Here is a 23,554-nt window from a genome sequence, read left to right on the forward strand (position 1 = left end):
CCTTGATTATTTTTCGACTTCTTTGACTTTAAAGATGATGGTAAGAATAAATGAAACAGCAACAGCTATTAACATACCAATAACATAATTTACCACATTTTGTAAACCAAATGGAGCTGCAATGGCAATCATCGGAATCCCTGTTAAACCATAAGCGTTGGCGGCTACCTTCGTGAAGACGACAAACGCCCCGCCTAATGCACCTCCGATCATTGCAGCAATAAATGGCTTACGATAACGAAGATTCACACCGAATATGACCGGCTCTGTAATACCTAAGAAAGCAGAAAATGCTGCTGGTAAAGCAATTTCTTTCGTTTTTGCACGCTTTGCTAAGAAAAAGACCGCTAGCCCAGCTCCGCCTTGAGCGACGTTGGACATGGCCCAGATCGGCAGCAAATAATTCCGTCCAATATCATTCAGAAGTCCTGCCTCAATCGCATGGAAGCTATGATGAACACCTGTCAGTACAATTAAAGAATAAGCGCCTCCGAAAATCAGTCCAGCTAAGAATCCTGCATGGTCATAAACATAAGTGAGTGCATTCGAGATCCCTGTACCGAGCATTCTCCCTAGCGGTCCTACAGCAATAAACGTCACAAATCCAGTCACAATCACCGTCACAAACGGCGTCACAAGTAAATCAATACTGTTCGGCACAACTTTTCTTAAGTTCTTTTCAATCACGCACATGATATACACAGTTAATAACACGGGAATGACCGTTCCTTGGTAACCAAGAAGCGCAATATCAAAGTTGAATAGATGCATATATTCTGGTTTTGCGTCTGTCAGTCCCCATGGATTCAGCAAGCTCGGGTGAATCATAATGCCCCCAATGACAGCTCCTAAATATGGATTTCCACCAAACTCTTTGGCTGCACTAACCCCAATTAAAATCGGTAAAATGATAAAGGCAGCACTTGAGAACATATCTAGCATTTGGAAGATGGCAGAGCTTGGATCAGCCCATTTGAAGGCTTTCATCATACCTAATAGGCCCATTAATAAACCGCTTGCTACAATCGCTGGAATGATTGGTACAAAAATATTCGATAGCGTCTTGGCAAAACGTGCAAGTGGATTCATTTTTTGCTTCACGGCTTCATCATGGCTGGCTGGTTTTTGATTCTCGTCGTCTGCCTCAAGACCCGCCTCACGCGCAAAAGGCTCATATACTTTGTTGACAGAACCTGTTCCAAATATGATCTGGAATTGACCCGAGCTTGAGAAGGCACCCTTCACACCCTCAAGTTCTTCAATGGCATCTTTGTCAATCAACGCCTCATCTTTCATCACCAATCGGAGTCGTGTGGCACAATGTGTTGCGCTAATGACATTTTCTTTGCCGCCTAATAATGTTGTTAATTCTTTGGCTGTTTTTTGATAATCCATGTTGTCTCCCCCTTTTTTTAAAACAAAAAAGACCTAAAATTCACTAACGATGAAAGGACATACACGTCCCCTCGTTACGCAAATTTTAGGTCTTGCCTGCCTGACAGTCACAATCCCACGATATTGGTTTTTGATTACGCTTTCATCATAGTATAAGAGCGTGACCTGCGTCAACCTATTTTTTCGAATCAAATGACCCATATACACTAATTAGAGTAGTGTGCATAAAAAAAAGCCTGCGGACAGGCACAACCTTTACACCAATTCGGCATCCTGCAGACGCTGGACATGCAGCGTGATGTAGCCGATCTCCGATTCAGGGAGATGAAGTCCATATTCTTTTTTCAGCAAATCAGCCAGTCCAAGTGCACACCGGTAAGCCGAATCATACTTTGTTTGGATAAAAGTCAGCATGTCATCGTCCATGATTTGAAATGCTTCATTCGATTCCAACCTGCCTAATGCATACCTCAAATGTGTCACAAGGCGCTGATATGAAATACTATCCTCATCAATCGAGCGCTCAAAAACGCTTTCGATATGCTCGATCATTTCTTTGATCATCGTTGTGTATTTGACCGTCTTCTTCATGGACTCCGTATTCATTTTGGCCGTATGAATATGAAGTGCCACATACCCTGCCTCATCGTCCGGCAGGTCAACCCCAAGCCGCTCCTTTACATAACGAATGGCATACTTTCCAATATCATATTCCTGCTTATATAAGACTTTGATCTCACCAAGCAATTTATTATATAAGACAATGCCTTTTTGAACGCGTTCAATGGCAAAGGATAAATGATCTGTCAGTGAAATGTGGATATGATCACTGAGCGGCATCATGAGTTCACCCTCTGCATAACTAATAATATGCTCTGCCACCTCAATATGCGCTTCTGGCAATGTCGCAAGAATTTGTTTGAATTTCTCATTTTCTTCACGCACAACAAAAATCTTCTCTATTTTTTGAACGGGAACGACGTCATTTTTCCCCTTCTGAAAAGCAATTCCGGGCCCCATCACAATTTTCTCCTGATCACCCTCCTTTACAACCACTGCATTGTTATTCAATATTTTATATATCTTCAAGGGGCATCCTCTCCCACAGATAACGTGTCTTATGTGGGATTTTACCCTGTTTCAACTTTTCTGTAAAGATAAGAACGGACCGGCACGAGCCTCTCTCGTTGTCTTTTCATAAAGCATCATCAGACTTTCTTGAAACGGCTTTTCTATCCTGCGCTTCTTCTTCTTTTCATCTGCCAGTTTCTCTAGCTTTCTCTCATTCACCGCAAGAAAGAATCCTCCATCCACTGCTGTCACTTTCACCCCTTGCTTCTTCAGCAGCTCACCAGGATTCACAAGCACATTCATCACAAAACCAAACCATACACTCAACCAGTTCTTCCATTTCTTCACTGAACATCCCTCCGATTTACTTAGAATCTAGCAGTTCTAGCAAATTAACTGTTCCTATCATATCCCGAGAAAAAAGAGAGGTTTGTCACAATCTGGGTGAAAAAACGAACTAGTTTTCAGAAGTTTTGTTGAAAAGTGCAGAAGATGAGCATGTTCCACAATGTTTCTTTGAAAATTTTATACACACACTATCCCAAAGATAAGCACATCTTATCAACAGGGTTTATCCACATATCAACACCCTCTTACTAGATTTTGTGTATGAGATTTTTTTATTTTCCATATATATATATCTGAATAATCGAGTTATCAACAGATTATTGTGCATAAGTGTGACTTTATAAACAAAATAGTTCTTTATGACTATGTAAAATAAGACCATTTTAGTAAAGGAATTGGTTTCATCGTATGGAATACTTAATAACGGGCAGTGAATCTTTCCTATTTATCCACAAAAAGAAAGGCTATCTCCCTAAATACACAGCTAGAAAGGGGAAAATTAATTGAAAAAAGTAATCTCTCGTTCTTCTGTTCTATTGTTCTCCACTATTTTTACCTTATCCACATTCTTTACAGGTCAGGCTGCTGCCGCTCCATCGAACAAACAGGTGGAACTGGAAAAAGCAGAAATCTTCGGCGAAATCAATGTTAAGTCTAGAAAACACACCACTGTCATTGTTGAATTAAAGGAAAAATCCTTAGTTGAAGCCAAGCAAGAAGGCGAAGCACAAACAAAGGCCTCCCTCAAAAAATCTCGAACGAAAGTAAAGAATGCAGCACTCAAAAAGCTAGATAAAGCGAGTGTTCATCAAGAATATGAAAAAGTCTTCTCTGGTTTCTCTATGAAACTTCCTGCAAACGAAATCCCGAAACTGCTCGCAGTTGACGGAGTAAAAGCCGTTTATCCGGATGTTACATATCAAACAGATGAAGTGAAAAAGAAAAGCGTCCAGCTTCCTAATGAGGATGTCTCTCCACTCATGGATAAAAGCGCCCCATTTATCGGTGCCCCAAAAGCTTGGGATGCCGGCTACTCTGGAAAAGGAGTAAAAGTCGCTGTCATTGATACTGGAGTAGATTATACCCACCCTGATTTAAAAGGAAACTTCGGATTATACAAAGGCTATGACTTTGTTGATAATGACTATTCTCCACAAGAAACACCAAAAGGAGATCCTAGAGGCGAATCGACAGATCATGGTACACACGTCGCAGGAACAATTGCGGCAAATGGACAAATTAAAGGTGTCGCAAAAGATGCTACCCTTCTCGCCTACCGTGTCCTTGGACCAGGCGGATCAGGAACAACTGAAAATGTCCTAGCAGGCATCGACCGGGCTGTCACTGACGGAGCCGATGTCATGAACCTCTCTCTTGGAAACAGTGTGAATAACCCTGATTATGCAACAAGCATCGCACTGGATTGGGCCATGTCTGAAGGGGTTGTCGCTGTGACATCAAATGGAAACAGTGGGCCAAACAGCTGGACCGTTGGATCTCCTGGGACATCAAGAGATGCTATTTCTGTCGGAGCCACTCAGCTTCCGTACAGTTTATACAACGTGAAATTCCCGAACTATTCAACAGCAAAAGTGATGGGCTACTATCAAGAAAATGATTTAAAAGCACTTGACCAAAAACAAGTCACACTCGTCCAAGCAGGCATCGGTGACGAAAAAGATTTTGAAAACATCGATGTCAAAGGAAAGGTGGCAGTGATTGAACGTGGAGCCATTGCCTTTGTTGATAAAGTGGACAATGCGAAAGCTGCTGGTGCGATCGGCGTTGTCATGTACAACAATACCGATGGAGAAATCCCTGTGGATGTACCAGGTCTAGCCCTTCCGACGATTAAGCTGTCAAAAGCGGAAGGAACAGCGCTTGTTAAAGCCATTGAGGCTGGTAACAATACAACGACTTTCTCGATTCAATTTGTGAAAGAGTTAAGTGAACAAGTCGCTGACTTCTCATCTCGTGGACCTGTTGTCGATACGTGGATGATCAAACCAGATCTTTCAGCACCTGGCGTGAGTATTGTCAGCACCATTCCGACACACGATCCTTCTCAGCCATACGGCTATGGATCGAAGCAAGGAACAAGCATGGCATCTCCTCATGTAGCCGGAGTAGCAGCGATTATTAAACAAGCAAAACCATCGTATTCTACAGAGCAAATTAAAGCGCTGATGATGAATACAGCAGAAACATTGTATGACCCAAATGGTAACCCGTTCCCTCACAATACGCAGGGCACAGGCAGCGTTCGAATCATCGAATCACTTCAAGCGTCTTCTATTGTGTCTGATGCAAGCTATTCGTACGGCACTTTCTTAAAAGAAAAGGGCGTTCAAATCAAAACGAAGAAGTTCAAGGTAGAAAACCTGTCAAAAGCACCGAAAACCTATACCATTGATTACAAGTTCGATGGCAACGGCATTAGCACAAACGGCACGAAAAAAATCACAGTAAAAGGGAATTCCACAGGGTCCTTTACTTCCGCAGTACAAGTGAATTATGGAAAAACGAAAAAAGGAACGTACCAAGGCAGTATCACCATTCGCGAAAATGGCAGAAAGGTCACTGAAATCCCTACTTTATTGATTGTAAAAGAGCCTGATTACCCGCGCGTCACTTCGGTTTCCGTAGAGCCGGATAACCGTGCTGGAAGCTATGTTATTAGCAGCTATCTCCCAGGCGGTGCTGAAAACCTTGCATTCCTCGTCTACTCGACAGATGGAGAGTATTTAGGTGAAGCAGGAGTTTATCAACATGTTGATAAAGGAGAGCATCGTGTGAAATGGAATGGCACGATCAATAAAGGACAGAAGTTAGAAGCAGGTGAGTATACAATGCTTGCGTATGCAAGCCTGAAAGGCAAATCAGATACGGTTCAAACAAAAGAACCATTCGATATTTATCCTGAATAAACAAGAATCACATAAAAAGCCTTGTATGAGCCCATCAGCTCAACAAGGCTTTTCTATCATGTATGGAGGAAAGAGAAATTCATGTTGATATGGCTATGGATCGTTTCTTTTATGACGGCTTTTTTTCTCACGATCACCTTGGTTTATTTTTTTACCTTTTTACATGCAAAACAGCCTCGTCCTTTTCATCAAGCATGTGAACTGACTGTCTATACCACCTGCATTTATCCGCTTAGCTTGGCGGTGACAGCTGCCTTTATTCTCACCATGATGCTCCTCTATCCCTTTTATTGGCTGCGCGGTCGGTAAAGTTACATACGTTATGCATCAAAAGCTTCTTTTAATAAACGATACGATGTGAGACGGTCTTGCATGTGATGTGTGATGGTCACAGCGATCACTTCATCTGTACGATACGCCTTTGCGAGTGCTGTCAGCTGCTGCTTCACAGAAGATGGTGTGCCAACAACCATTCTCTGTCGATTGGCTGCTACTCGTTTTTGTTCATATGGACTGTAGGAATAGGCCTTTGCCTGTTCAAATGAAGGAAAGCCGCCAAGGTTCTGTCCTTGTTCGCTAGCTAATAATGATAAATCTAAGCTGACAGCCAATTTTTCTGCCTGTTCCTCTGTTTCTGCACATAAAACGAAGACCGCAAGACTGACACGCGGCTCATCACCAAATTCCGAAGGTTCAAATCGGTTGATATACTGCGACACAGAGTCTTCTCCGCCTTCTCCATTAATGAAAAGAGCAAACGTATAACCTGCACCTGCTTTTGCGGCAAGCCGTGCACTTCCTCCAGAGGAACCTAACATCCATACCTCTGGGGCAGTATCTACTTTCGGAGAAGCGGTCAGGTGAGGCAGCGGATAAAATTCATCGGCTAAATCATGTAAATACACCCTTAATTCTTCTACCTGCTCGGGGTATTGATCACCAAGTCGCTTCCGTTCTCCATGATGAAGGGCAATGGAGGAGATCGGCATACCTCCAGGAGCACGTCCAATGCCAAGATCAATTCTGCCCGGAGCCAAGGCTTCGAGCACTCTGAAGTTCTCTGCTACTTTATAGGCACTGTAGTGGGGCAGCATGACGCCACCTGAACCAATACGGATATGTGACGTCACAGCTGATAAATGACCGAGAAGCACCTCTGGACTCGATCCTGCGAGCCGGTTTGAAAAGTGATGCTCTGATACCCAAAATCGATGATAACCCCATTTCTCTGCCTGCTTCGCCAGCTCGACTGTTTGCTTCAGCGCCTCAGCAGGCGTCGCATCTCCAATCAAAGGAGATTGATCAAGTATACTTAATTTCATGATGTCGCACCTCCTACACAAATCCCCCTCTCTCACTCGAAAGGGGGATTTCCTGATTTATTTTCGATTAAAGCCCTTCTCTTTCACAAAATCTCCGAGGAAGGCACGTTTTGGCTGGCTAAAGCCTCGAAGCATTTGCTCAGACCATGTATCTTTTCTCTCACCGTTTGTTCGTTCTTCATAATATGATGAAATACGATCATCGTATTCTTTTAAATAACGATCCACATGAGCTTCGTCTTGCTGATATGTGTTTTCATGGTAGATCAGCTCAACGGGTAGCCGTTCCTTTTGAGATGATGGATTGGCAGGATGTCCTATGGCCAGACCGAATAGCGGCAGCACATAGGAAGGCGTTTCAAGTAATTCTGATACTTCCTTCAGCTGATTACGCAGTCCGCCGATATAGCAGATGCCAAGTCCCATAGATTCTGCGGCGACACTGACATTTTGCGCAGCGAGCGCCGCATCAATCACACTGATAAGAAAGGCTTCTGTATTCTCAAGCGCTTCTTGATGGTTTTTTCCTGCTTTTTTTGCGATATAGTCGTGGCGTTTCAAGTCCGCACAGAAAACAAAGAAATGCCCATTCTTCTCAACGTATGGCTGATTTCCAGCCAGTTCAGCAAGCTTCGCCTTCTTCTCCTGATCTGTTACACCAATGATACTATACGCCTGTACATAGCTTGATGTCGAAGCAGCCTGTGCACTTTTGATAAGTGTCAGCACTTCTTCGTCTGTCAGACGCTCATCTGTAAACGAACGGATGGACCGATGATTTAAGATGGTTTCTATCGTTTTATTCAATTCGAAGACCTCCTTCACTCCTACTATCATAAGTCAAATGAACATTGCTTTTCAAAAGTTAGAACTCACACCAAAAAGGCAGCCTACGCTTAGACTGCCCTTTACCCGTTTTATTTAAATAAATAACTTTGATATTTCGTTAACTGAACACTTGCATTATAGGCGATACCAAATCCAATCAGAACAGATAAAACAGAGCTTCCCCCGAAGCTGATGAATAAGAGTGGTATCCCCGTTACAGGCATGACGCCTATGTTCATGCCAATGTTCTGGAATGTATGGATGACAATCAATGCTGTATATCCTACACAGAAAAATGACGCAAACCGGCTATAAGGATGGATACGGTCAATCAGCACAACAAGCCTGTAAATCAGGAAGAAGAACATGATCACCACAAATGCGCAGCCGACAAAACCAAAGGCTTCCCCTATGATAGAGAAAATCATATCTGTCTGAGCTTCTGGAACATATACTTTTAAATTTTTAACACCGTTCCCGAAAATTTGTCCTGCCCCAATTGCCATAATGGCTTGCTCGACTTGATATTTATCCGATCCAGATGCATCCTGTGTCTGGGCTTGGTTGGCTGTCGAAGAACTATCAGGCAGCCAAGCGGTAATCCGGTTGATCTGATACTGCTGAATTCCGATCTTTTGTGCGAAATCAGGGAATAGAATAATCACGGCTAACACAGCGGCAACTAAGAGCACAACCACTGAACCGATGAGAGAGATCAATTTCCAGTTGACCCCTGATAAAAAGACCATGACAACGACAATAAACATACATACCGCAGCCGTACCTGCATCTTGCAAAAAGATGAGTCCGACTGGTACAGCAGCCACGCCGGCAATTTTTAATAGTAGGAAAATATCATCTTCTAATGTTCGTTTTCCTCTTGGGGTTGCCTTCCCAATGACAGAGGCGAGCATCATAATCAAACCAATTTTCATGAACTCTGAAGGCTGAAATGTTCCAATTCCCGGTAACACAAACCAACTTTTTGCACCATTTTTAATTGGAGCAAAATCATGACCTGCAATTTGTGCAGGAGCAATTTTTAAAAGAATTAAGAGCATAATGCCGCCTATAAAAATATATAAGCTCAACTTTTCTAATTGTTCCAGATCGAAGTAATTAATAGCCACAATACAGATGACCCCGACCATGTAGTAAATGATCTGTCTGGTCCATGCATTAGATCCATATTGCCCAAACTGTCCCGCAGCATAAATAGCGATGACACTGATGGCAAAGAAGGCTAAAAATATAAAAATCAAATCTCCCTGATAGTAAGGAGATGTATTCTGCTTGTTCATGAACTAACCACCCTTATTACAAAACATAAAAGCCCTTATTTATATTAGATTGAAATTTTCACAAAAGCAACTCACCTTAAATATGACGGAAGTGACACCTGAAAGGTTCCATTCTATTTTCAAAAAATGAAATACTTTTCATCCTAACAATAGAAAAAAATTCCTTTCCACTCTATCATGACAACCGATCATAAGTCCTTTAAAAAGATTATTTTACAGATTTTAAGGGGAAAATTCAATGACTTATGTGGCGATATGAAAGGTGAACATCTTGCCAGCATAAGCTTAACTGAGGTATAAGAAAAAAACAATTTCTGCGGAATAAGGCCCATTTTCCAATTATTGAGTTTACTTCAAAGTCAATTGTGGTATAATATTTGTAACAAAATGTTCACAATATCTCCTAAAAACAGACACAATTGCATCCTGACCTCTCATTTGAATTGAACATCAACTTACAAAGGAGTTGGATACGATGGATATGTTCTTTGCGTACCTATGTATTGCAACAGCTACACCCCTGTTTTTATGGTTGGAAAACAGAAAGATTGCATTAGCATCTATTCCACCCATCATGATTATGTGGATTTTCTTCGGTCTTTACATGACAAGCAGTTTATCTCCAGCAGGACATACCTTCATGATCGCATTCTTTGCCATTAACGTGATTCTGGCTCACATTGCAGCTTTCCTCATCTATGGACTTCCATTCATTCGCAAAAGATTCAGCAGCAGATAGATATCGCATCATCAATTGGAAGCGTTATCACAATCAGCATAAAAACCACTCACCTATGAAAGATGAGTGGTTTTTTATTATTTCTCTGAATGCTCAGACTGCTTTGGCGCAGATGGTGAATAACCGTCTTTGCTGTTCTCTCCGTGGCTGTAGTGAGCCGCGAAGATCCAAACAGACCCGATGACGAAAATGATCGCACAGAACAGACCAAACAAAGTATTTCCGACTTGAACAGTCCCGTTCTCACTCTCTGTCATGTGCATGAACATGAACAGCTGCAAGAATGCTTGAATGAAGGCAAAACCAAAGATAATCCATAGTTTCGCAGAACTGCCAATTTCAGCTCCGATGGCAATCCAGAATGCTAAGATGGTTAGCACAATGGAGAGAATGAAGCCGACTACGTGTTTCCAAGGGAAGTGTTCGTGCTCTGCTGAGGAATGTGTTTTTCCAGCCATATCACAAAAGCCCCCCTAATCCGATCAAGTACACAGCTGTGAAGATGAAAATCCATACAACATCAAGGAAATGCCAGTATAGACTTGAGATAAAGATCTTCGCTGCTGTTTGTGGTGTTAATCCACGTTTTTTAATTTGGAACAAGACACCTGTAATCCAGAAGATACCGATGGATACGTGTAATCCGTGAGTTCCTAAAAGAACAAAGAATGCAGACCAGTATGCACTTGTATGGATGCTCGCACCCTCATGTACATAATGGAAGAATTCGAAAATCTCAAAACCAACGAAGCCTGCACCTAGAAGCAGTGTCAGAATCGTCCAAATGACAACCCCTTTTGTACTTCCACGGCGCATTTCATGAACGGCAATCCCACATGTAAATGAACTCACCAATAGCAGGAATGTCATGATCAATACAAGCTTCATATCAAATAGCTCAGCTGGCAAAACGCCGCCAGCTGTTCTGCCATGAAGAACAAAGTAGGTCGCAAAAAGTGTTGAGAATAACACGATTTCCGCGCCAAGGAATATCCAGAAACCAAGGATGTTTAAACGTCCTGTTTCAGACTGATATTCAAGCGGTGCATTTGCATAGCTGCTATCATTATGTCCCATTACTTCTGCGCCTCCTTATTCTTTTTCTCTGTTTCAATCACTTCTTCAACAGGAATATAGTAGCCATCGTCATATTCAAATGAACGTAAAATCATTGTTGCGAATACACCGATTAAGCCGATAACGCCAATCCAGTACCATTCAAATACAAGACCGAATGCACCAAGTCCGAAGAATGCAGACATGATCAGCGGTCTGCCTGAATTGTGCGGCATGTGAATTTTCTTGAATTCTTTTTCAGGATGAACGTCTACATTGTTTTGCTTCCAATGATGGAATGCATCTGGTGACGTCACTTCTGGAAGTGCTGCAAAGTTATAATGCGGCGGAATTGCAGAAGATGTCGCCCAGTCAAGCGTACGTCCTTCTCCCCAGCTGTCTCCAGACACTTCACGTTTCGCGTGTCTCCAGCTGTAGTAAATGTTATAGCAAAGGATGATGAATCCGATACCCATCATGAATGCACCAATTGTTGAAATAAAGTTTAGTGCAGTCCAGCCATCTTCTGGTCCATACGTATAAATACGTCTTGGCATTCCTTGCAGTCCTAAGAAGTACTGCGGGAAGAAACAGATGTTAAATCCGATCATGAATACCCAGAAGAACCATTTGCCGATTCGTTCGTTTAACTTGTAACCAAACATTTTCGGATACCAGAAAACAAGACCTGCAAAACAAGCAAATACAGTACCTGCGATTAATACATAGTGGAAGTGGGATACTAAGAAGTACGTGTTATGGTACTGGTAATCCGCAGCTGCCATCGCAAGCATAACTCCAGTCACACCACCGATTACGAAGTTCGGGATGAAACCAAGTGCCCAAAGCATTGGAGATGTAAAACTGATACGGCCTCGATACATTGTAAAGAGCCAGTTAAAGATTTTCACACCTGTTGGTACAGAAATCGCCATTGTTGTGATCGAGAAGAATGAGTTAACCGCTGCACTGTTCCCCATTGTAAAGAAGTGGTGAACCCACACAAGGAAACTAAGAACAGAGATTGCCACAATCGATACAACCATCGCTTTGTAACCAAACAACTGCTTTCTTGAGAACGTCGCAAAGATTTCTGAGAAAATACCGAAAGCCGGCAGGATAACGATATATACCTCAGGATGTCCCCAAATCCAGAAAAGGTTCGCCCAAAGCATTGGCATACCGCCCGCTTCGAGTGTAAAGAATGCTGAACCGAATAAACGATCGAATGTCATAAGTGCTAAAGCAACTGTTAAAACAGGGAATGCGAAAACGATAATGACAGACGTGATCAATGTTGTCCATGTAAACATCGGCATACGCATAAGCGTCATACCTTTTGTACGCATTTTTAAGATGGTCACCATGAAGTTAATACCTGTCATTAGTGTACCAATACCTGCAATTTGGAGCCCGAGCAAGTAGTAGTTCTGTCCAGGTCCTGGTGAGAAATCATTTCCGGCGAGCGGCATGTAACTCGTCCAGCCTGCACTTGGTGATCCTCCAATAACGAAGGAAATGTTGAACAGCATTGCTCCGACCATAAATGTCCAGAAGCTCAAGTTGTTCAAATACGGGAATGCAACGTCACGTGCACCAATTTGAAGAGGAACCACGACGTTGATTAAACCAATTAAGAATGGCATCGCCATGAATAAAATCATGATCGTACCATGCGTTGTGAAAATTTCATTATAGTGGTTTGAATCTAAAAACGTATTATTAGGAAGCGCCAGCTGCGCGCGCATCATCAGTCCGTCTACCCCACCGCGGAAGAACATAATCACAGCAGCAAGGATATACATGATTCCAAGCTTTTTATGATCAACTGATGTCAGCCATTCTTTCCAGAGCCATTTCCACTTTTTGAAGTAGGTTAAAACAAACACAATGGCAATGGAAGTAAGAGCGATAGAAATTTGCGCACCAAGAATTAATGGGTCTCCAGTTACAAAAAACTCATCCCATTTTAAATGCATAACGGCCTCCTCCTTTCCTTAGTCAGTTTATTCGTTTTCTAGTTTTCTTTTATAGTTCTTCACATTCTCGAAAGGATCTGTCTTGGAATGCGGAGAAACTGATTGGTAACCTAAACGTTTGCGTGCTTGGAGTGCATATTCAGAATCCTCTCCGTGCTTCGCAAAAGATAAATGTGTTGATGAGAATGTCTGCACATCTGCAGCATCAGGAAGCATCAAGTAGTCATACGTTTTCTTCGTTAACTTTGGTGCTTCTTTTTTCGTTTTATTTACCCATTTATCATAGTCAGACTGCGTCATCGCATTGACTTTGAATTTTTGCTGAGCAAAGCCTTCTCCTGTGAAGTTGGCGTTTCTTCCTTCATATGTGCCTACTTCATCAGCTTGAAGATATTGTTCCATTTCCATTCCAGCCATCGCATACTTCTCCCCGCCTAGCTGAGGAATCCATAGAGATGCCATTGTATCAGCGGAAGTGATTTTGAATAAAACCGGCTGATCTTTTGGAATGTTTAAGTAGTTCACTGTTTCAATATTTTCCTCTGGATAGCTGAAGATCCATTTCCAATCAACTGCTGTAGCATAAACGACAAGTGGATCTTTATGACTTGTTGCTTGAGGCGCCTCTTCCAAAGAGTAAATGGTTTTTACAGTTGGAACTGAAAGGGCAGCAACGATTAATATTGGGATCACTGTCCAGACAACTTCTAGAAGCGTATTCCCGTGTAGTTCTGGGTTATAAGAGGCGTTTCCAACGTCCTTACGCTCACGGTATTTAACCAAAATGATGGTAAACAGTACAAATACCGCACCAACGATAAAGAGCATGAATCCAATAGATAAAAGGATTAAGTCTTTTTGTTGTGCTGCGACTGGTCCTTTAGGATCTAAAACAGCGATATTGCTGCAACCTCCTAATACAAAAACACTCACGAGCATCGCTAATAAAAGCATAGGTTTAATGGCTCTGAACAAGAAGATCACCATCCTTCCTTAAATAATGTATAAATTGCTGAATAATTGTGAAAAGCCATCTGCCTTCGAAAACTTTTCTTCCCTTTGTAATGCTATCAAAATCTGTTGGAGTTAGCTCCCCTTTTTTCAAAAGTTCATTTATTTTTCAACAGATTTCTATTGAAATGTCATAAATTCGCCATAAATTTATATTATTGCACACACAATAAATTTCTAGGAATTTGAAAAGTTGAGAGTTGAAGGCAAAGGACAAACAATCAAGAACTTTGTCAAATTTAGGTTTACCACAATAAAAAAGTTTGGTCAAATTTCAATTTAACTTTATGAAATTTTATCTAGGTAAACAATTCTAAAATAGGTATCCCCATATTTAACAAAAACCTTACTCATTTTAACGCAAGTCGACAAGAAAAGAAAGTATCGATCCTCCCCCTATGCGCTGTAATGATTGGTAATGGTGATAAATGAGTGGAAACTCACTAAAGACTTCCAGCAAAAAACCGGCTCATCGCCGGCTTCTCATTATTCGTCTCTCACCAAAATGTCTGGTCGTCTATAGATGCTTCCTTCATGTTCTATGTCTATATACGTCCACTTGCCTGTATAGGTTAAAAAGCGATTCCCCTCTTTCTCGACGACCATCGTATCTTCTGATTTCAATCCTGGTAAGGAAGGATTCCAAGTGAATACTTGATGAAGCTGGATCTCTTCCACCGATGTAGGAACTGCAATGATCTCTCTAGACACAAATCCAGTCTTGCCACCTTGGTGAAGCTTTTTCCAGCTATCAGGAAATCCTTCTTTTTCATATTGAGCAATGCCGGCCTTCAATACATCTCCAATGGTGTTCCCTGGACGAGTAGCCGCATTCATGACCGTGTCGATTCGCGCAAGCCTTTCCTTGTTTTCTTCAAGCTCCTTTGGTAGCTGTCCAAAGTAAACGGATCTTGTGACATTTGCCACGAGTCCATGCCGTTCAGCACAAAGGACAACCAGTGCATGCTTTTGAAGTGCTTTTTCTGTTGGGATCGGGTGGCGATATTGATGAATCCGGTCATCTGTTGCCACAAGCAGCACTTCTATCGTCATTCCCTGCCCGATCGCTCTTTGAGCAACAAGCGAAGCAATTTCATGCTCCGTCTGTCCTGGAACGATTTCTTGACAGACACTTTCTACAATAACCGCAGTGTCATGACAAAGGGTTTCGTATTGGCTGAGCTGTGGCGCTGAAAGGATCGATCGAACACGAGACAAATCGGGTTCGATCCATTCCACTCCTTCCATTTGAATGTCCGCACCAATTCGTTTGTCTTTTATGAGTGTTTGAATGTAAGGAGTCTCATCCTCAAACCAATCCATTGTGACGACTTGAAAGGGATGGTCAAAATACGCCATTTCTTCTTCAATGATTCGTTTTTCTTCCATTTGATTCACAACTAGGACAATATCGTCTTTCAACACAAGTAGCTGACAAACGCCCTCTGGCGTGTTTAACACAATGTGGTTTCTTCTTCCTCCTGTAAGCCAAGAAAAGTTATTACGCTTTTGAATCAGAACACCGTCGAGTTGCTTTTCTTCCATTAAAGTTCTTACCTGTTCAATCATCAACTCATCACCTGCCTGTATGGAGTGTTTGAATGAAACGTTTAAATGCTGTTTTCCCTTGCTCTGTTCTTTTAAACACACCCGCCTGCGCGAGTATACGAGAAAAAATGAGGCCGATTTCTTTTTGTAAGATGGTTTCTACGTTGTCCTTCGTAAAGGTATTATCTTCGATCAGGCGCTCTGCCCATGACTCGTGCTTCATGATAGATGGGCAGGCTTTGATTTCTTCAAGAGGTTTTTTGGATAGCAGCGCCGCTTTTAGCTGGCTTAATTCCTCTGCTAATCTTCCAGGAAGGACGGCGAGACCCATGACCTCAATTAAACCGATATTCTCTTTTTTAATATGATGAACTTCTTTGTGCGGGTGGAAGATTCCGCCTGGGTGCTGCTTGTCTGTACGATTATTTCGTAGCACGAGATCTAATTCGTACTCATCCCCATGACGGCGTGCGATTGGTGTAATGGTATTGTGCGGGGTCTCTCCTGTATGAGAGAACAGCCCCGCTTCTGGATCTGAATACATTTTCCACTCATGTAATATAAAATCCGCTGCCTCCGCAAGTGTCTGCTGGTCGCTGCTTTGAAGCCTGATCACTGACATCGGCCATTTCACAATACCCGCCTTCACCCTCGGAAACTTTTCGAGAGAAAACACTTCTTCCATCTCTGCTTTCGCCATCGGAAATTCATGAGCACCACCTTGAAAGTGGTCATGACTTAATATGCTGCCGCCAACAATGGGAAGATCAGCATTTGATCCTATGAAATAGTGCGGATATATAGATATGAAGGAAAGCAGACGTTCGAAGGTCTTTTTAGATATCTGCATTGGTTCATGCTCGCCCTTGAACACAATACAATGTTCGTTGTAATACACATACGGCGAGAATTGCATAAACCACGACTCATTTGTAAGTGTCACCGGAATAATCCGGTGATTCTGTCTTGCTGGGTGATTGATGCGTCCCCCAAACCCAACGTTTTCTTTACAAAGGAGACAAAGAGGATATTGCTTTTGACTCAGCTTTTTGGCTTCAGCGATCGCTTTTGGGTCCTTTTCCGGTTTCGATAGATTAATCGTGATCTCAAGCTCACCATCTTCTGTCGTTGTAAACCACCGCACATTTTTGGCGATTCTGCCTGTATGAATATAGTGGGCATGCTGCTGCATTTCATAAAACCAGCTTGTCGCTGCCTTTGGCCCGCAATGCTTGCGTTTCTCTTCAAACTTTGCATAGATGACACTCGGAGGCGCCACCAAGCAGCCCATGATTTTGGCATCTAATAAATCACGATACGTATCTGTCCCGTCAGGAATAAGACCTGTTTCAACTGCCCAATCGAGCATCGGCATTAAGATGTCTTCAAGGTCGCTGTCTCCTGAGACTGTTCTTGCCTCAGCATCATCGAGACCAAGCACCTCTAGCAGCCGGTTCCTTGTATAATCCATATCTAGTGGTGATATCAGCTCTTTATTAACCCCATATTGAATCAGCTGTTCTAGCTTTTCAAAAATATCAATCGCCATTCCCTTTGTCTCCTCCCCTGCCTGCTACACGTTACTCACTTTGATAGCCATCTGGATGTTTCTGAAACCAATCCCATGCACTTTGAATGATGGTGTGGAGATCTGCATATTGCGGCTTCCATCCTAGTTCTTTCAGCGCTTTTTCTGATGAAGCAATCAGCTTAGCTGGATCACCCGCACGTCTTTCTGCCACCTGTGCTGGAATGGCATGCCCCGTCACTTCTCTTGCAGCTTCTACGACCTGCTTCACAGAGAAGCCTGTGCCGTTCCCTAAGTTGTACGTCGCGCTTCCTTTTCCTTCACGCAGACGCTCAACCGCTAGAATGTGCGCCTCTACTAAATCCATGACATGAATGTAGTCTCTAATGCATGTGCCATCCTCTGTTTCATAATCATCACCGTAAATCATGATTTGATCACGTTTTCCTAAAGCCACTTGCAGAATAATTGGGATTAAATGCGTTTCTGGCTGATGATCTTCACCGACAATCCCTTCTGTATGAGCACCGGCTACATTAAAATAACGAAGCACAACGTATTCGATACCATATGCCTGCTCAGACCACTTCAGCATTTTTTCAATCGCGAGCTTTGTTTCCCCATAAGGATTCGTTGGGTTCGTCTCATCCGTTTCAACGATCGGTACACGCTTTGGTTCACCATATGTCGCAGCAGTTGAAGAGAATACAATGCGTTTCACATCAAATTCATTCATCACCTGAAGTAAAGCCGTTGCCCCTCCGACATTGTTGTCATAGTACTTCAGCGGGTCTGTTACACTTTCTCCAACAAGTGAATCTGCCGCAAAGTGCATGACTGCTTCAATGTCATGTGTTTGAAAAACACGTCTTAAAAAAGCGTGATCCCTTAAATCCCCCTCTTCTAATACGGCACCCTTTACGACTGCCTCTTTATGACCTGTCTGCAAATTATCCACAATCACCACTTGTTCTCCTTTAGCCAAAAGAGCCGCTACCGCATGACTGCCAATAAAACCTGCTCCCCCACATACTAAAATTGCCATCAAAATTCCTCCTTCGTTAATTCTCTAGCGCCGCCTCCAATTCCAGCTGTGTAAAAAGAGGCTTGAATGCCTGTTTTTTCTTGATAAATCGCACCTGTTTCTTCTATAAATGAGTCCAGCAGCTCTTCTTTCACAATGCTGACGGTACAGCCCCCAAAGCCAGCACCTGTCATACGCGAACCAATCGCCCCTGGATGTTGCCATGCGGCTTCAGCCAGTGCATCTAGCTCAAGCCCAGTGACTTCATAATCATTCTTTAAAGAAAGGTGAGATGCCTTCATGAGTGCACCTAGTTCTTCCATTTTATCATCTTTCAGAAAATTTACTGCTTTCATGGTCCTCTCGTTTTCCGTGATGGCATGTCTTGCACGTCTTCTACACGTTTCATCTTGTATCAAATGATCATGCTTAGCGAATTCATCCTCCGTGAGCTCACATAAATGACCGATATCTAATTCTTTTCTAAGATCGTTTAAAGCAGATTGACATTCTGAACGGCGTTCATTGTATTTGGAATCTGCAAGTGTTCGTTTTTTATTTGTATTGGCAATGACAAGTGCCAGACCCTCTTGCCGAAATGGGCTGTATTCAAAGGAAAGCGTGTCACAATTGAGCAAAATAGCGTGACCTTCTTTTCCAAGACTAATTGAAAATTGATCCATAATGCCGCAGTTCACGCCAATAAACTCATTTTCAGCACGCTGCGCAAGAAGGGCTAGGTCGATTTGCGTTACGCCGAATGACGACCATTCATTGATCAAGACAGCCGTGACGAGCTCAATAGAGGCAGAGGATGACAGGCCTGCGCCATTTGGAATATTGCCAGCATACACAATATCAAAGCCTTCTTTCACATCCATGCCTGCTTCGATAAACTGTTGGAATACTCCCTTCGGATAGTTCGCCCAGCCGTCCGATTTTAAGAAAGCGATTTCAAAAAGGTCGAACTCTTTCACACCTTCTTCTTCAAAATTCAAGGAATACATTCTGACGCGTCCATCTGATCGTCTTGCTCCCGCAGCATATGTACCAAGAGTGAGTGCACATGGAAAGACATGGCCCCCATTATAATCTGTGTGTTCACCAATCAGATTGACTCTGCCTGGGGCGAAAAAATAGCGGAGTTCATCCTGATCTCCAAATTGCTGGTGAAATGCTGCTCGTAATGTGTCGATCATATCCATTCCCCTTTTCTCTTCTGATAATCTTATTTTAGTTGCCCCGTCAGCTGAAGTTCAATGGTAAAAAAATCGTTAAAAAATACCCTTTTTTTGCTGTGAATGGTACGATGTGATATGAGGTGTAACATGATTCAAAATAGAAAAAGGTTGTTTTTTGCTGTGAAGGAGGGTTTCCAATTTGAAGAAGGAAGCATTTGCATTTCGTTTTCACCATTCTGATGTGACATTGCCGGCCCAAATCTGGTCTGTTGGCTGGGAAGTTCAATCATCTTCGTTATACAGCTGGAATGGCGTAGAGCGGAAGGATCAGGGCAAGTGCATCTTTCAGCTCACACTGTCTGGACACGGCATGATTGAAATCGGACAGAAACGATTCAAAGTATTGCCTGGACAGGCCTTTCTGGTGAAAAGCCCCAGTGCTTATCAATACTATTTTCCAGAAGACAGTGAACATTGGGAATTTCTCTATTTAACACTTTATGGGGAAGCCTGTGACCTTTGCTTTGATCAATTTATCGATCAAGGAAAGCAGGTCATGCGTTTTCATCCGAATTCCAAACCGATCCGCCTGCTAAAGAAGATTTATGATGAAGCCAGTGAAAGACGGATTACCAATCCATTTGAGGGGTCTAGCCTTGCTTATCAATTTGTCATGGAACTGTATTCATATTTGCCAAAGCTTGAGGGACAAATGGAGAAATGGCCTGAGCCCATCGTCCAAGCGGCCTTATTTGCAAGCCACCATTTTCACGAGGAGATTGGGCCTGACGATATGGCAGCTGCGGCACGTTTATCCAAAAGTCATTTTACGAGGGAATTCAAAAAGGCAACTGGCTTCACACCGATTCATTATTTAACCAATATTCGTTTAGAAAAGGCGGAAACGTTACTGAAAACAACGAAATACTCGATTGAAGAAATCGCCATACAGTGCGGCTACCGAAACGCGAATTACTTGAATAAAGTCTTTCGAAAGAAAATCGGCATGTCTCCAAAGCAACTCCGGGAAACAAGCGATGCATAATAAAAAGCAGCCGCTTTTCAATTGGCTGCTTCTTTTACGCTTTCGTCAGGTCAACACGAATTCTCCCTTGTCTTAAAACAATGGTCATTTGCGTATCAGGGGTCATTAAATTTTCTAAAATGTCCGATGCCGTTTGAAGCGCAATGTCCATTCGGTTGATCTTTTCCTTTTCTTGTTCAGAAAATGCTTCTGGATGTGCGGTCATTTCTTTGACTAGCCTCAACACTTGTTCATGCTGCTTTTCTGTTTGTTGATATATGGCATCATATAATTCGTCTGGCCTGCTGCTCATTTCACATCACCTATCTTTTTCATGTGTTAAATCGCATCTTCTTTTGTTTTCTTGAAGACGAACCATTTACTGGCGACATAATTGACCACGACAATCACAAAGTTAACAAGAATTTTTGCGACGGTTTCGTTGAGCGCCATTTGGCTCACAAATAAAATCATCAGCCCCAGATCTACACCTAGAGACATGAGACGGACACTAAAAAATGAAGAAAGCTCACGCATCAGGCTTTTTGTGTCACGAGCCTTTTGCTTGAAGACATACTTCTTATTGGTGATATAAGCAAAGAGCACAGCAAATACCCATGAAACAACCGTTGCTGTTTTGTAATCCATAGAAAACATCTCAACGAATAAATAGAAGCTGACTATGTTGACAATGGTTGTACACACACCCATGATCAGATACATGACAACTTCTTGATACTTTTGAAAAAGGCTATACATGTCTTTCTTCATTCCTTCTTGGTGAATTCTGTTTCTTTTAGAATACCATCTTAAGAAGAACTTCCCAAACGAACAATATGTGCGTCCTGTAAAGATGAAATTTGTTCTCGCTGATGGCATATGTCAACCTTATGGGTTTATATGAGTCAAATGATTTAGGTCTTTATCATTATTTTAATTTATAATCTTTTAACTGACTTTACAATTGTTTATTATGAGAAGTAAGAATTCAATATTTATGGGTTTTTTAGTCATTTTTTTAGGGACGTGGTAGGTGATAGATTTTACAAAATAGGTTAAATGTCATCATTTTTCGACAAAAATCTATTTTTGTACTCCATTCACATACACGTACAGTTACTAGACGGTTTGTTCAAGTCATTGGTTGCAGATGAATATGTCTTATTGAACTGGAGGATATTATGGATACGCAAGTGAAAAGAAGAGTTGACGAAGAGTGGGTTTATTTGATTCAAGAAGCGAAAAAAATTGGACTAGGCATCGAGGAAATACAAGCTTTTTTAACATCCAACGGTGATCAGAAGATGATAAACAAACCGTAATCAACGCCGTTATCCTTTGTCTTTCAGATTGCTTTGGCTAAAGTTCTAACCTGTCAATTGACCTTTAAACATCCTTTCATGACGATACGCTACAATAATTGAACACCTCATCATACCAATCCCTTCCACTCAATGGGGTTCTGTCTTTCTATTTTTAGGAGGACAGTCCGTTCCCTGTTCTTTATATGACCCCTTTTTAGCTGTCATTCATGAAAATTGCCCATTTTCGTTATAAAACCAAGCTCCCCACCCATATATTAAGCATAAGACACAAGAAAGAAGAAAGGTGGGTGGCGCGTGAGTTCAGATTCCCTATCTTATTATCATCAAAAGAAGGATCAATATTATCACGGTGTGAACCCTGTGATTGTCCATCGTATTCGCAAGGAATGGACGTCTATCTTGGATATCGGATGCGGCACAGGCCAGCTTGGAAAAGTCTTAAAACAACAAGACCGTACCATATATGGAATTGAATCTTTTGAAGATGCAGCAAAGCAGGCTGAGAAAGCGCTGGATCATGTTTTATGCGGCAATATTGAACAGATGGCGCTGCCTTATCAGCATGAACAATTTGACTGCATCATTTTCGGAGATGTTCTTGAACATTTATTGGACCCTTGGGCCGTTTTAAAAAAGGTCAAACCTTTTCTGAAAAAGGAAGGGGTCATCTTGTCTTCCATTCCGAATATTGGTCATATTTCAACGGTTTTAGAATTACTGGCTGGGAGATTTTCTTATACAGATGCAGGATTAATGGATCAAACACATTTACGCTTCTTTACCCTTCACGAAATTCATGCCCTCTTTCAGTCAGCCGGGTTTCATGTTCGTGAGCTTGAAACCATTCGTGTACAACACCCTTCCTATACGGGCGTCATGAATGATCTACATGAATTACTCGTAAAACATGGCATCCGTTTTGATTTTAACGAGGCAGCGACAGCCTATCAATACGTGGTTGAGGCGGTTCAACTCAATGAGTAGCCCCACCATCTTATTTGTTTTATGTGTAAATGATGAGTCGATGTTTCAAGCTTGCTTCCGGCAGCTCGCTTCACTTCCTGCTCCGCACGGGTATCATGTAGAGGTTTTGCCCATTAGACATGCATCAAGTATGGCCTCTGGATACAATGAAGCTCTCACTCATCCTGCACAGTTTAAAATTTATCTTCATCAAGATACACTCATCGTCAAACAGCATATGCTTCTCGAGCTGATCCCACTTTTCTTGCAAAATCCATCTCTTGGCATGCTTGGGGTAATAGGTGCAGAAAGTGTGCCAGACAATGGAATCTGGTGGGAGAGCCATGATTGCAGAGGGAAAGTCATTGAATATCGGCACGACACCTATCAGCTACTGACGTTTGAATCTGGTCATCCACAGACAGAGCCCCAAGGTTATATCAAAGCTTCTGCTATTGACGGTCTTTTTATGGCAACACAATATGATATCAAATGGCGTGAGGATCTTTTAGACGGCTTTCATTTTTATGATGTGTCACAATCTTTTGAGTTTGCACAGCAAGGATATGAGGTTGGGATTGCAAGGCAAGTGGAGCCCTGGTGTATTCACAAATGCGGAGATCATTTTGATGCAGAAGCATATGAAAAAGCAAGACAAACATTTCTTGCGCATTATCGGTAGAAAGCACCCTTTTCGGGTGCCCAGAATGTAGAGAAACTCATGTTTTTCTACATTCTTTTTTATTTTCCACGTCATGATGTTAGGTGAGAATGAATGAAAAGGCCTTCCACACATGTCTTGAAATGGCCTTTTGGTGCTTTTGAGATCTTGTGCAGCTTTCAACATGCTTTCGGATCTGATTTGTAGAACCGATAACCACTCCGATCCGTTATTGTATATGCTTTTCTCTATTATAAAATGGAGAGATGTAAGTTTTAATGGGGACAATTAGGCTGTCGAGATTTCCTCGACAGCCTGACAGA

General features: G+C 42.2%; 23 protein-coding genes. 7 read left to right on the forward strand and 16 right to left on the reverse strand.

All coding sequences use genetic code 11. The features are described from left to right. Nucleotides 1-6 precede the first annotated feature (6 nt). The 3 genes from NSQ11_RS17770 to NSQ11_RS17780 all read right to left on the reverse strand — a co-directional run bounded on the left by NSQ11_RS17770 (nucleotide 7) and on the right by NSQ11_RS17780 (nucleotide 2,814). A complete protein-coding gene (locus tag NSQ11_RS17770; RefSeq protein WP_008345474.1) occupies nucleotides 7-1,395 on the reverse strand; it encodes a sucrose-specific PTS transporter subunit IIBC in 1,389 nt (462 codons plus the stop codon). A gap of 255 nt (nucleotides 1,396-1,650) precedes the next feature. Continuing rightward, on the reverse strand, nucleotides 1,651-2,484 hold the full coding sequence (locus NSQ11_RS17775) for a PRD domain-containing protein (protein WP_026050173.1): 834 nt from the start codon (nucleotides 2,482-2,484) through the stop codon (nucleotides 1,651-1,653). Nucleotides 2,485-2,535: 51 nt separating this feature from the next. Then, nucleotides 2,536-2,814, reverse strand: coding sequence for a hypothetical protein (locus NSQ11_RS17780; protein ID WP_065461291.1), 279 nt, complete (start codon nucleotides 2,812-2,814; stop codon nucleotides 2,536-2,538). A gap of 503 nt (nucleotides 2,815-3,317) precedes the next feature. Between NSQ11_RS17780 and NSQ11_RS17785 the strand changes: the two genes are divergently transcribed. Together NSQ11_RS17785 and NSQ11_RS17790 are read left to right on the forward strand one after the other, a co-directional pair. Further along, complete coding sequence (locus NSQ11_RS17785; RefSeq protein WP_342501186.1) at nucleotides 3,318-5,741, forward strand: S8 family serine peptidase; 2,424 nt, start codon at nucleotides 3,318-3,320, stop codon at nucleotides 5,739-5,741. A gap of 81 nt (nucleotides 5,742-5,822) precedes the next feature. Continuing rightward, entirely contained in the window at nucleotides 5,823-6,050 is a 228-nt protein-coding gene (locus tag NSQ11_RS17790) for a hypothetical protein (RefSeq protein WP_017368281.1), read from the forward strand. An 11-nt stretch (nucleotides 6,051-6,061) separates the two neighbouring features. Here the strand turns inward: NSQ11_RS17790 and NSQ11_RS17795 are convergent, their stop codons facing one another. From NSQ11_RS17795 to NSQ11_RS17805, 3 genes are all read right to left on the reverse strand, one after another. Then, nucleotides 6,062-7,066: an LLM class flavin-dependent oxidoreductase gene (locus NSQ11_RS17795; protein ID WP_225310525.1), complete on the reverse strand. Its 1,005-nt coding sequence runs from the start codon at nucleotides 7,064-7,066 to the stop codon at nucleotides 6,062-6,064. A 54-nt stretch (nucleotides 7,067-7,120) separates the two neighbouring features. Next, complete coding sequence (gene nfsA, locus NSQ11_RS17800; RefSeq protein WP_008345486.1) at nucleotides 7,121-7,870, reverse strand: oxygen-insensitive NADPH nitroreductase; 750 nt, start codon at nucleotides 7,868-7,870, stop codon at nucleotides 7,121-7,123. A gap of 110 nt (nucleotides 7,871-7,980) precedes the next feature. Beyond that, the gene (locus NSQ11_RS17805) at nucleotides 7,981-9,192 is read right to left on the reverse strand and encodes an FtsW/RodA/SpoVE family cell cycle protein (protein ID WP_008345489.1); all 1,212 of its coding nucleotides are present in this window, start codon (nucleotides 9,190-9,192) and stop codon (nucleotides 7,981-7,983) included. A gap of 475 nt (nucleotides 9,193-9,667) precedes the next feature. Between NSQ11_RS17805 and NSQ11_RS17810 the strand changes: the two genes are divergently transcribed. Next, the gene (locus tag NSQ11_RS17810; protein ID WP_008345491.1) at nucleotides 9,668-9,931 is read left to right on the forward strand and encodes a spore morphogenesis/germination protein YwcE; all 264 of its coding nucleotides are present in this window, start codon (nucleotides 9,668-9,670) and stop codon (nucleotides 9,929-9,931) included. 77 nt (nucleotides 9,932-10,008) lie between these two features. Here NSQ11_RS17810 and qoxD read toward each other — a convergent pair whose 3' ends face one another. From qoxD to NSQ11_RS17850, 8 genes are all read right to left on the reverse strand, one after another. After that, nucleotides 10,009-10,389 (reverse strand): cytochrome aa3 quinol oxidase subunit IV, encoded by a 381-nt coding sequence (qoxD, locus tag NSQ11_RS17815; protein ID WP_007497818.1) that lies wholly within the window; start codon nucleotides 10,387-10,389, stop codon nucleotides 10,009-10,011. A gap of 1 nt (nucleotide 10,390) precedes the next feature. After that, nucleotides 10,391-11,008: a cytochrome aa3 quinol oxidase subunit III gene (gene qoxC, locus NSQ11_RS17820; RefSeq protein ID WP_007497820.1), complete on the reverse strand. Its 618-nt coding sequence runs from the start codon at nucleotides 11,006-11,008 to the stop codon at nucleotides 10,391-10,393. Next, nucleotides 11,008-12,966 (reverse strand): cytochrome aa3 quinol oxidase subunit I, encoded by a 1,959-nt coding sequence (gene qoxB / locus NSQ11_RS17825; protein WP_008345496.1) that lies wholly within the window; start codon nucleotides 12,964-12,966, stop codon nucleotides 11,008-11,010. Before qoxB ends, qoxC begins: the two co-directional genes overlap by 1 nt. Before the next feature lie 27 nt (nucleotides 12,967-12,993). Next, nucleotides 12,994-13,950 (reverse strand): cytochrome aa3 quinol oxidase subunit II, encoded by a 957-nt coding sequence (gene qoxA, locus NSQ11_RS17830; RefSeq protein ID WP_089374137.1) that lies wholly within the window; start codon nucleotides 13,948-13,950, stop codon nucleotides 12,994-12,996. A gap of 513 nt (nucleotides 13,951-14,463) precedes the next feature. Continuing rightward, complete coding sequence (locus NSQ11_RS17835; protein ID WP_035389879.1) at nucleotides 14,464-15,546, reverse strand: aminopeptidase P family protein; 1,083 nt, start codon at nucleotides 15,544-15,546, stop codon at nucleotides 14,464-14,466. 7 nt (nucleotides 15,547-15,553) lie between these two features. Continuing rightward, the gene (gene galT / locus NSQ11_RS17840) at nucleotides 15,554-17,074 is read right to left on the reverse strand and encodes a UDP-glucose--hexose-1-phosphate uridylyltransferase (RefSeq protein WP_035389880.1); all 1,521 of its coding nucleotides are present in this window, start codon (nucleotides 17,072-17,074) and stop codon (nucleotides 15,554-15,556) included. A 31-nt stretch (nucleotides 17,075-17,105) separates the two neighbouring features. Next, on the reverse strand, nucleotides 17,106-18,098 hold the full coding sequence (gene galE / locus NSQ11_RS17845) for a UDP-glucose 4-epimerase GalE (protein ID WP_024719494.1): 993 nt from the start codon (nucleotides 18,096-18,098) through the stop codon (nucleotides 17,106-17,108). Continuing rightward, nucleotides 18,098-19,282 (reverse strand): galactokinase, encoded by a 1,185-nt coding sequence (locus NSQ11_RS17850; protein ID WP_079919358.1) that lies wholly within the window; start codon nucleotides 19,280-19,282, stop codon nucleotides 18,098-18,100. The genes galE and NSQ11_RS17850 overlap by 1 nt, the downstream gene beginning before the upstream one ends. A 175-nt stretch (nucleotides 19,283-19,457) precedes the next feature. Here NSQ11_RS17850 and NSQ11_RS17855 point away from each other — a divergent pair, with 175 nt between their 5' ends. Next, on the forward strand, nucleotides 19,458-20,303 hold the full coding sequence (locus NSQ11_RS17855) for an AraC family transcriptional regulator (RefSeq protein ID WP_007497828.1): 846 nt from the start codon (nucleotides 19,458-19,460) through the stop codon (nucleotides 20,301-20,303). Nucleotides 20,304-20,337: 34 nt separating this feature from the next. Here the strand turns inward: NSQ11_RS17855 and NSQ11_RS17860 are convergent, their stop codons facing one another. Continuing rightward, a complete protein-coding gene (locus NSQ11_RS17860) occupies nucleotides 20,338-20,595 on the reverse strand; it encodes a hypothetical protein (protein ID WP_035389883.1) in 258 nt (85 codons plus the stop codon). Between the two features lie 26 nt (nucleotides 20,596-20,621). Then, nucleotides 20,622-21,005 (reverse strand): GtrA family protein, encoded by a 384-nt coding sequence (locus NSQ11_RS17865; protein ID WP_024719496.1) that lies wholly within the window; start codon nucleotides 21,003-21,005, stop codon nucleotides 20,622-20,624. Nucleotides 21,006-21,463: 458 nt separating this feature from the next. Here NSQ11_RS17865 and NSQ11_RS17870 point away from each other — a divergent pair, with 458 nt between their 5' ends. The 3 genes from NSQ11_RS17870 (at nucleotide 21,464) to NSQ11_RS17880 (ending at nucleotide 23,252) form a co-directional block, all read left to right on the forward strand. After that, nucleotides 21,464-21,604, forward strand: a complete 141-nt coding sequence (locus NSQ11_RS17870; RefSeq protein ID WP_008345506.1) for an anti-repressor SinI family protein — start codon at nucleotides 21,464-21,466, stop codon at nucleotides 21,602-21,604. 297 nt (nucleotides 21,605-21,901) lie between these two features. Next, nucleotides 21,902-22,591 (forward strand): class I SAM-dependent methyltransferase, encoded by a 690-nt coding sequence (locus NSQ11_RS17875; protein WP_017368290.1) that lies wholly within the window; start codon nucleotides 21,902-21,904, stop codon nucleotides 22,589-22,591. Continuing rightward, on the forward strand, nucleotides 22,584-23,252 hold the full coding sequence (locus tag NSQ11_RS17880; protein WP_035389886.1) for a glycosyltransferase family protein: 669 nt from the start codon (nucleotides 22,584-22,586) through the stop codon (nucleotides 23,250-23,252). The genes NSQ11_RS17875 and NSQ11_RS17880 overlap by 8 nt, the downstream gene beginning before the upstream one ends. The last annotated feature ends 302 nt before the right edge of the window (nucleotides 23,253-23,554 follow it).

It is taken from the genome of Bacillus sp. FSL W7-1582, assembly GCF_038593325.1.
Lineage (GTDB): Bacteria > Bacillota > Bacilli > Bacillales > Bacillaceae > Bacillus > Bacillus altitudinis.

Bases quoted from the DNA above. Each gene is read 5' to 3' on its own strand.
- NSQ11_RS17790 (WP_017368281.1), top strand. From the start codon at position 5,823: ATGTTGATATGGCTATGGATCGTTTCTTTTATGACGGCTTTTTTTCTC.
- galE (WP_024719494.1), bottom strand. From the start codon at position 18,098: ATGGCAATTTTAGTATGTGGGGGAGCAGGTTTTATTGGCAGTCATGCG.
- NSQ11_RS17880 (WP_035389886.1), top strand. From the start codon at position 22,584: ATGAGTAGCCCCACCATCTTATTTGTTTTATGTGTAAATGATGAGTCG.
- qoxC (WP_007497820.1), bottom strand. From the start codon at position 11,008: ATGGGACATAATGATAGCAGCTATGCAAATGCACCGCTTGAATATCAG.
- NSQ11_RS17860 (WP_035389883.1), bottom strand. From the start codon at position 20,595: ATGAGCAGCAGGCCAGACGAATTATATGATGCCATATATCAACAAACA.
- NSQ11_RS17865 (WP_024719496.1), bottom strand. From the start codon at position 21,005: ATGTATCTGATCATGGGTGTGTGTACAACCATTGTCAACATAGTCAGC.
- NSQ11_RS17770 (WP_008345474.1), bottom strand. From the start codon at position 1,395: ATGGATTATCAAAAAACAGCCAAAGAATTAACAACATTATTAGGCGGC.
- qoxD (WP_007497818.1), bottom strand. From the start codon at position 10,389: ATGGCTGGAAAAACACATTCCTCAGCAGAGCACGAACACTTCCCTTGG.
- qoxB (WP_008345496.1), bottom strand. From the start codon at position 12,966: ATGCATTTAAAATGGGATGAGTTTTTTGTAACTGGAGACCCATTAATT.
- NSQ11_RS17810 (WP_008345491.1), top strand. From the start codon at position 9,668: ATGGATATGTTCTTTGCGTACCTATGTATTGCAACAGCTACACCCCTG.
- NSQ11_RS17835 (WP_035389879.1), bottom strand. From the start codon at position 15,546: ATGATTGAACAGGTAAGAACTTTAATGGAAGAAAAGCAACTCGACGGT.
- NSQ11_RS17805 (WP_008345489.1), bottom strand. From the start codon at position 9,192: ATGAACAAGCAGAATACATCTCCTTACTATCAGGGAGATTTGATTTTT.
- NSQ11_RS17850 (WP_079919358.1), bottom strand. From the start codon at position 19,282: ATGGATATGATCGACACATTACGAGCAGCATTTCACCAGCAATTTGGA.
- NSQ11_RS17870 (WP_008345506.1), top strand. From the start codon at position 21,464: ATGGATACGCAAGTGAAAAGAAGAGTTGACGAAGAGTGGGTTTATTTG.
- galT (WP_035389880.1), bottom strand. From the start codon at position 17,074: ATGGCGATTGATATTTTTGAAAAGCTAGAACAGCTGATTCAATATGGG.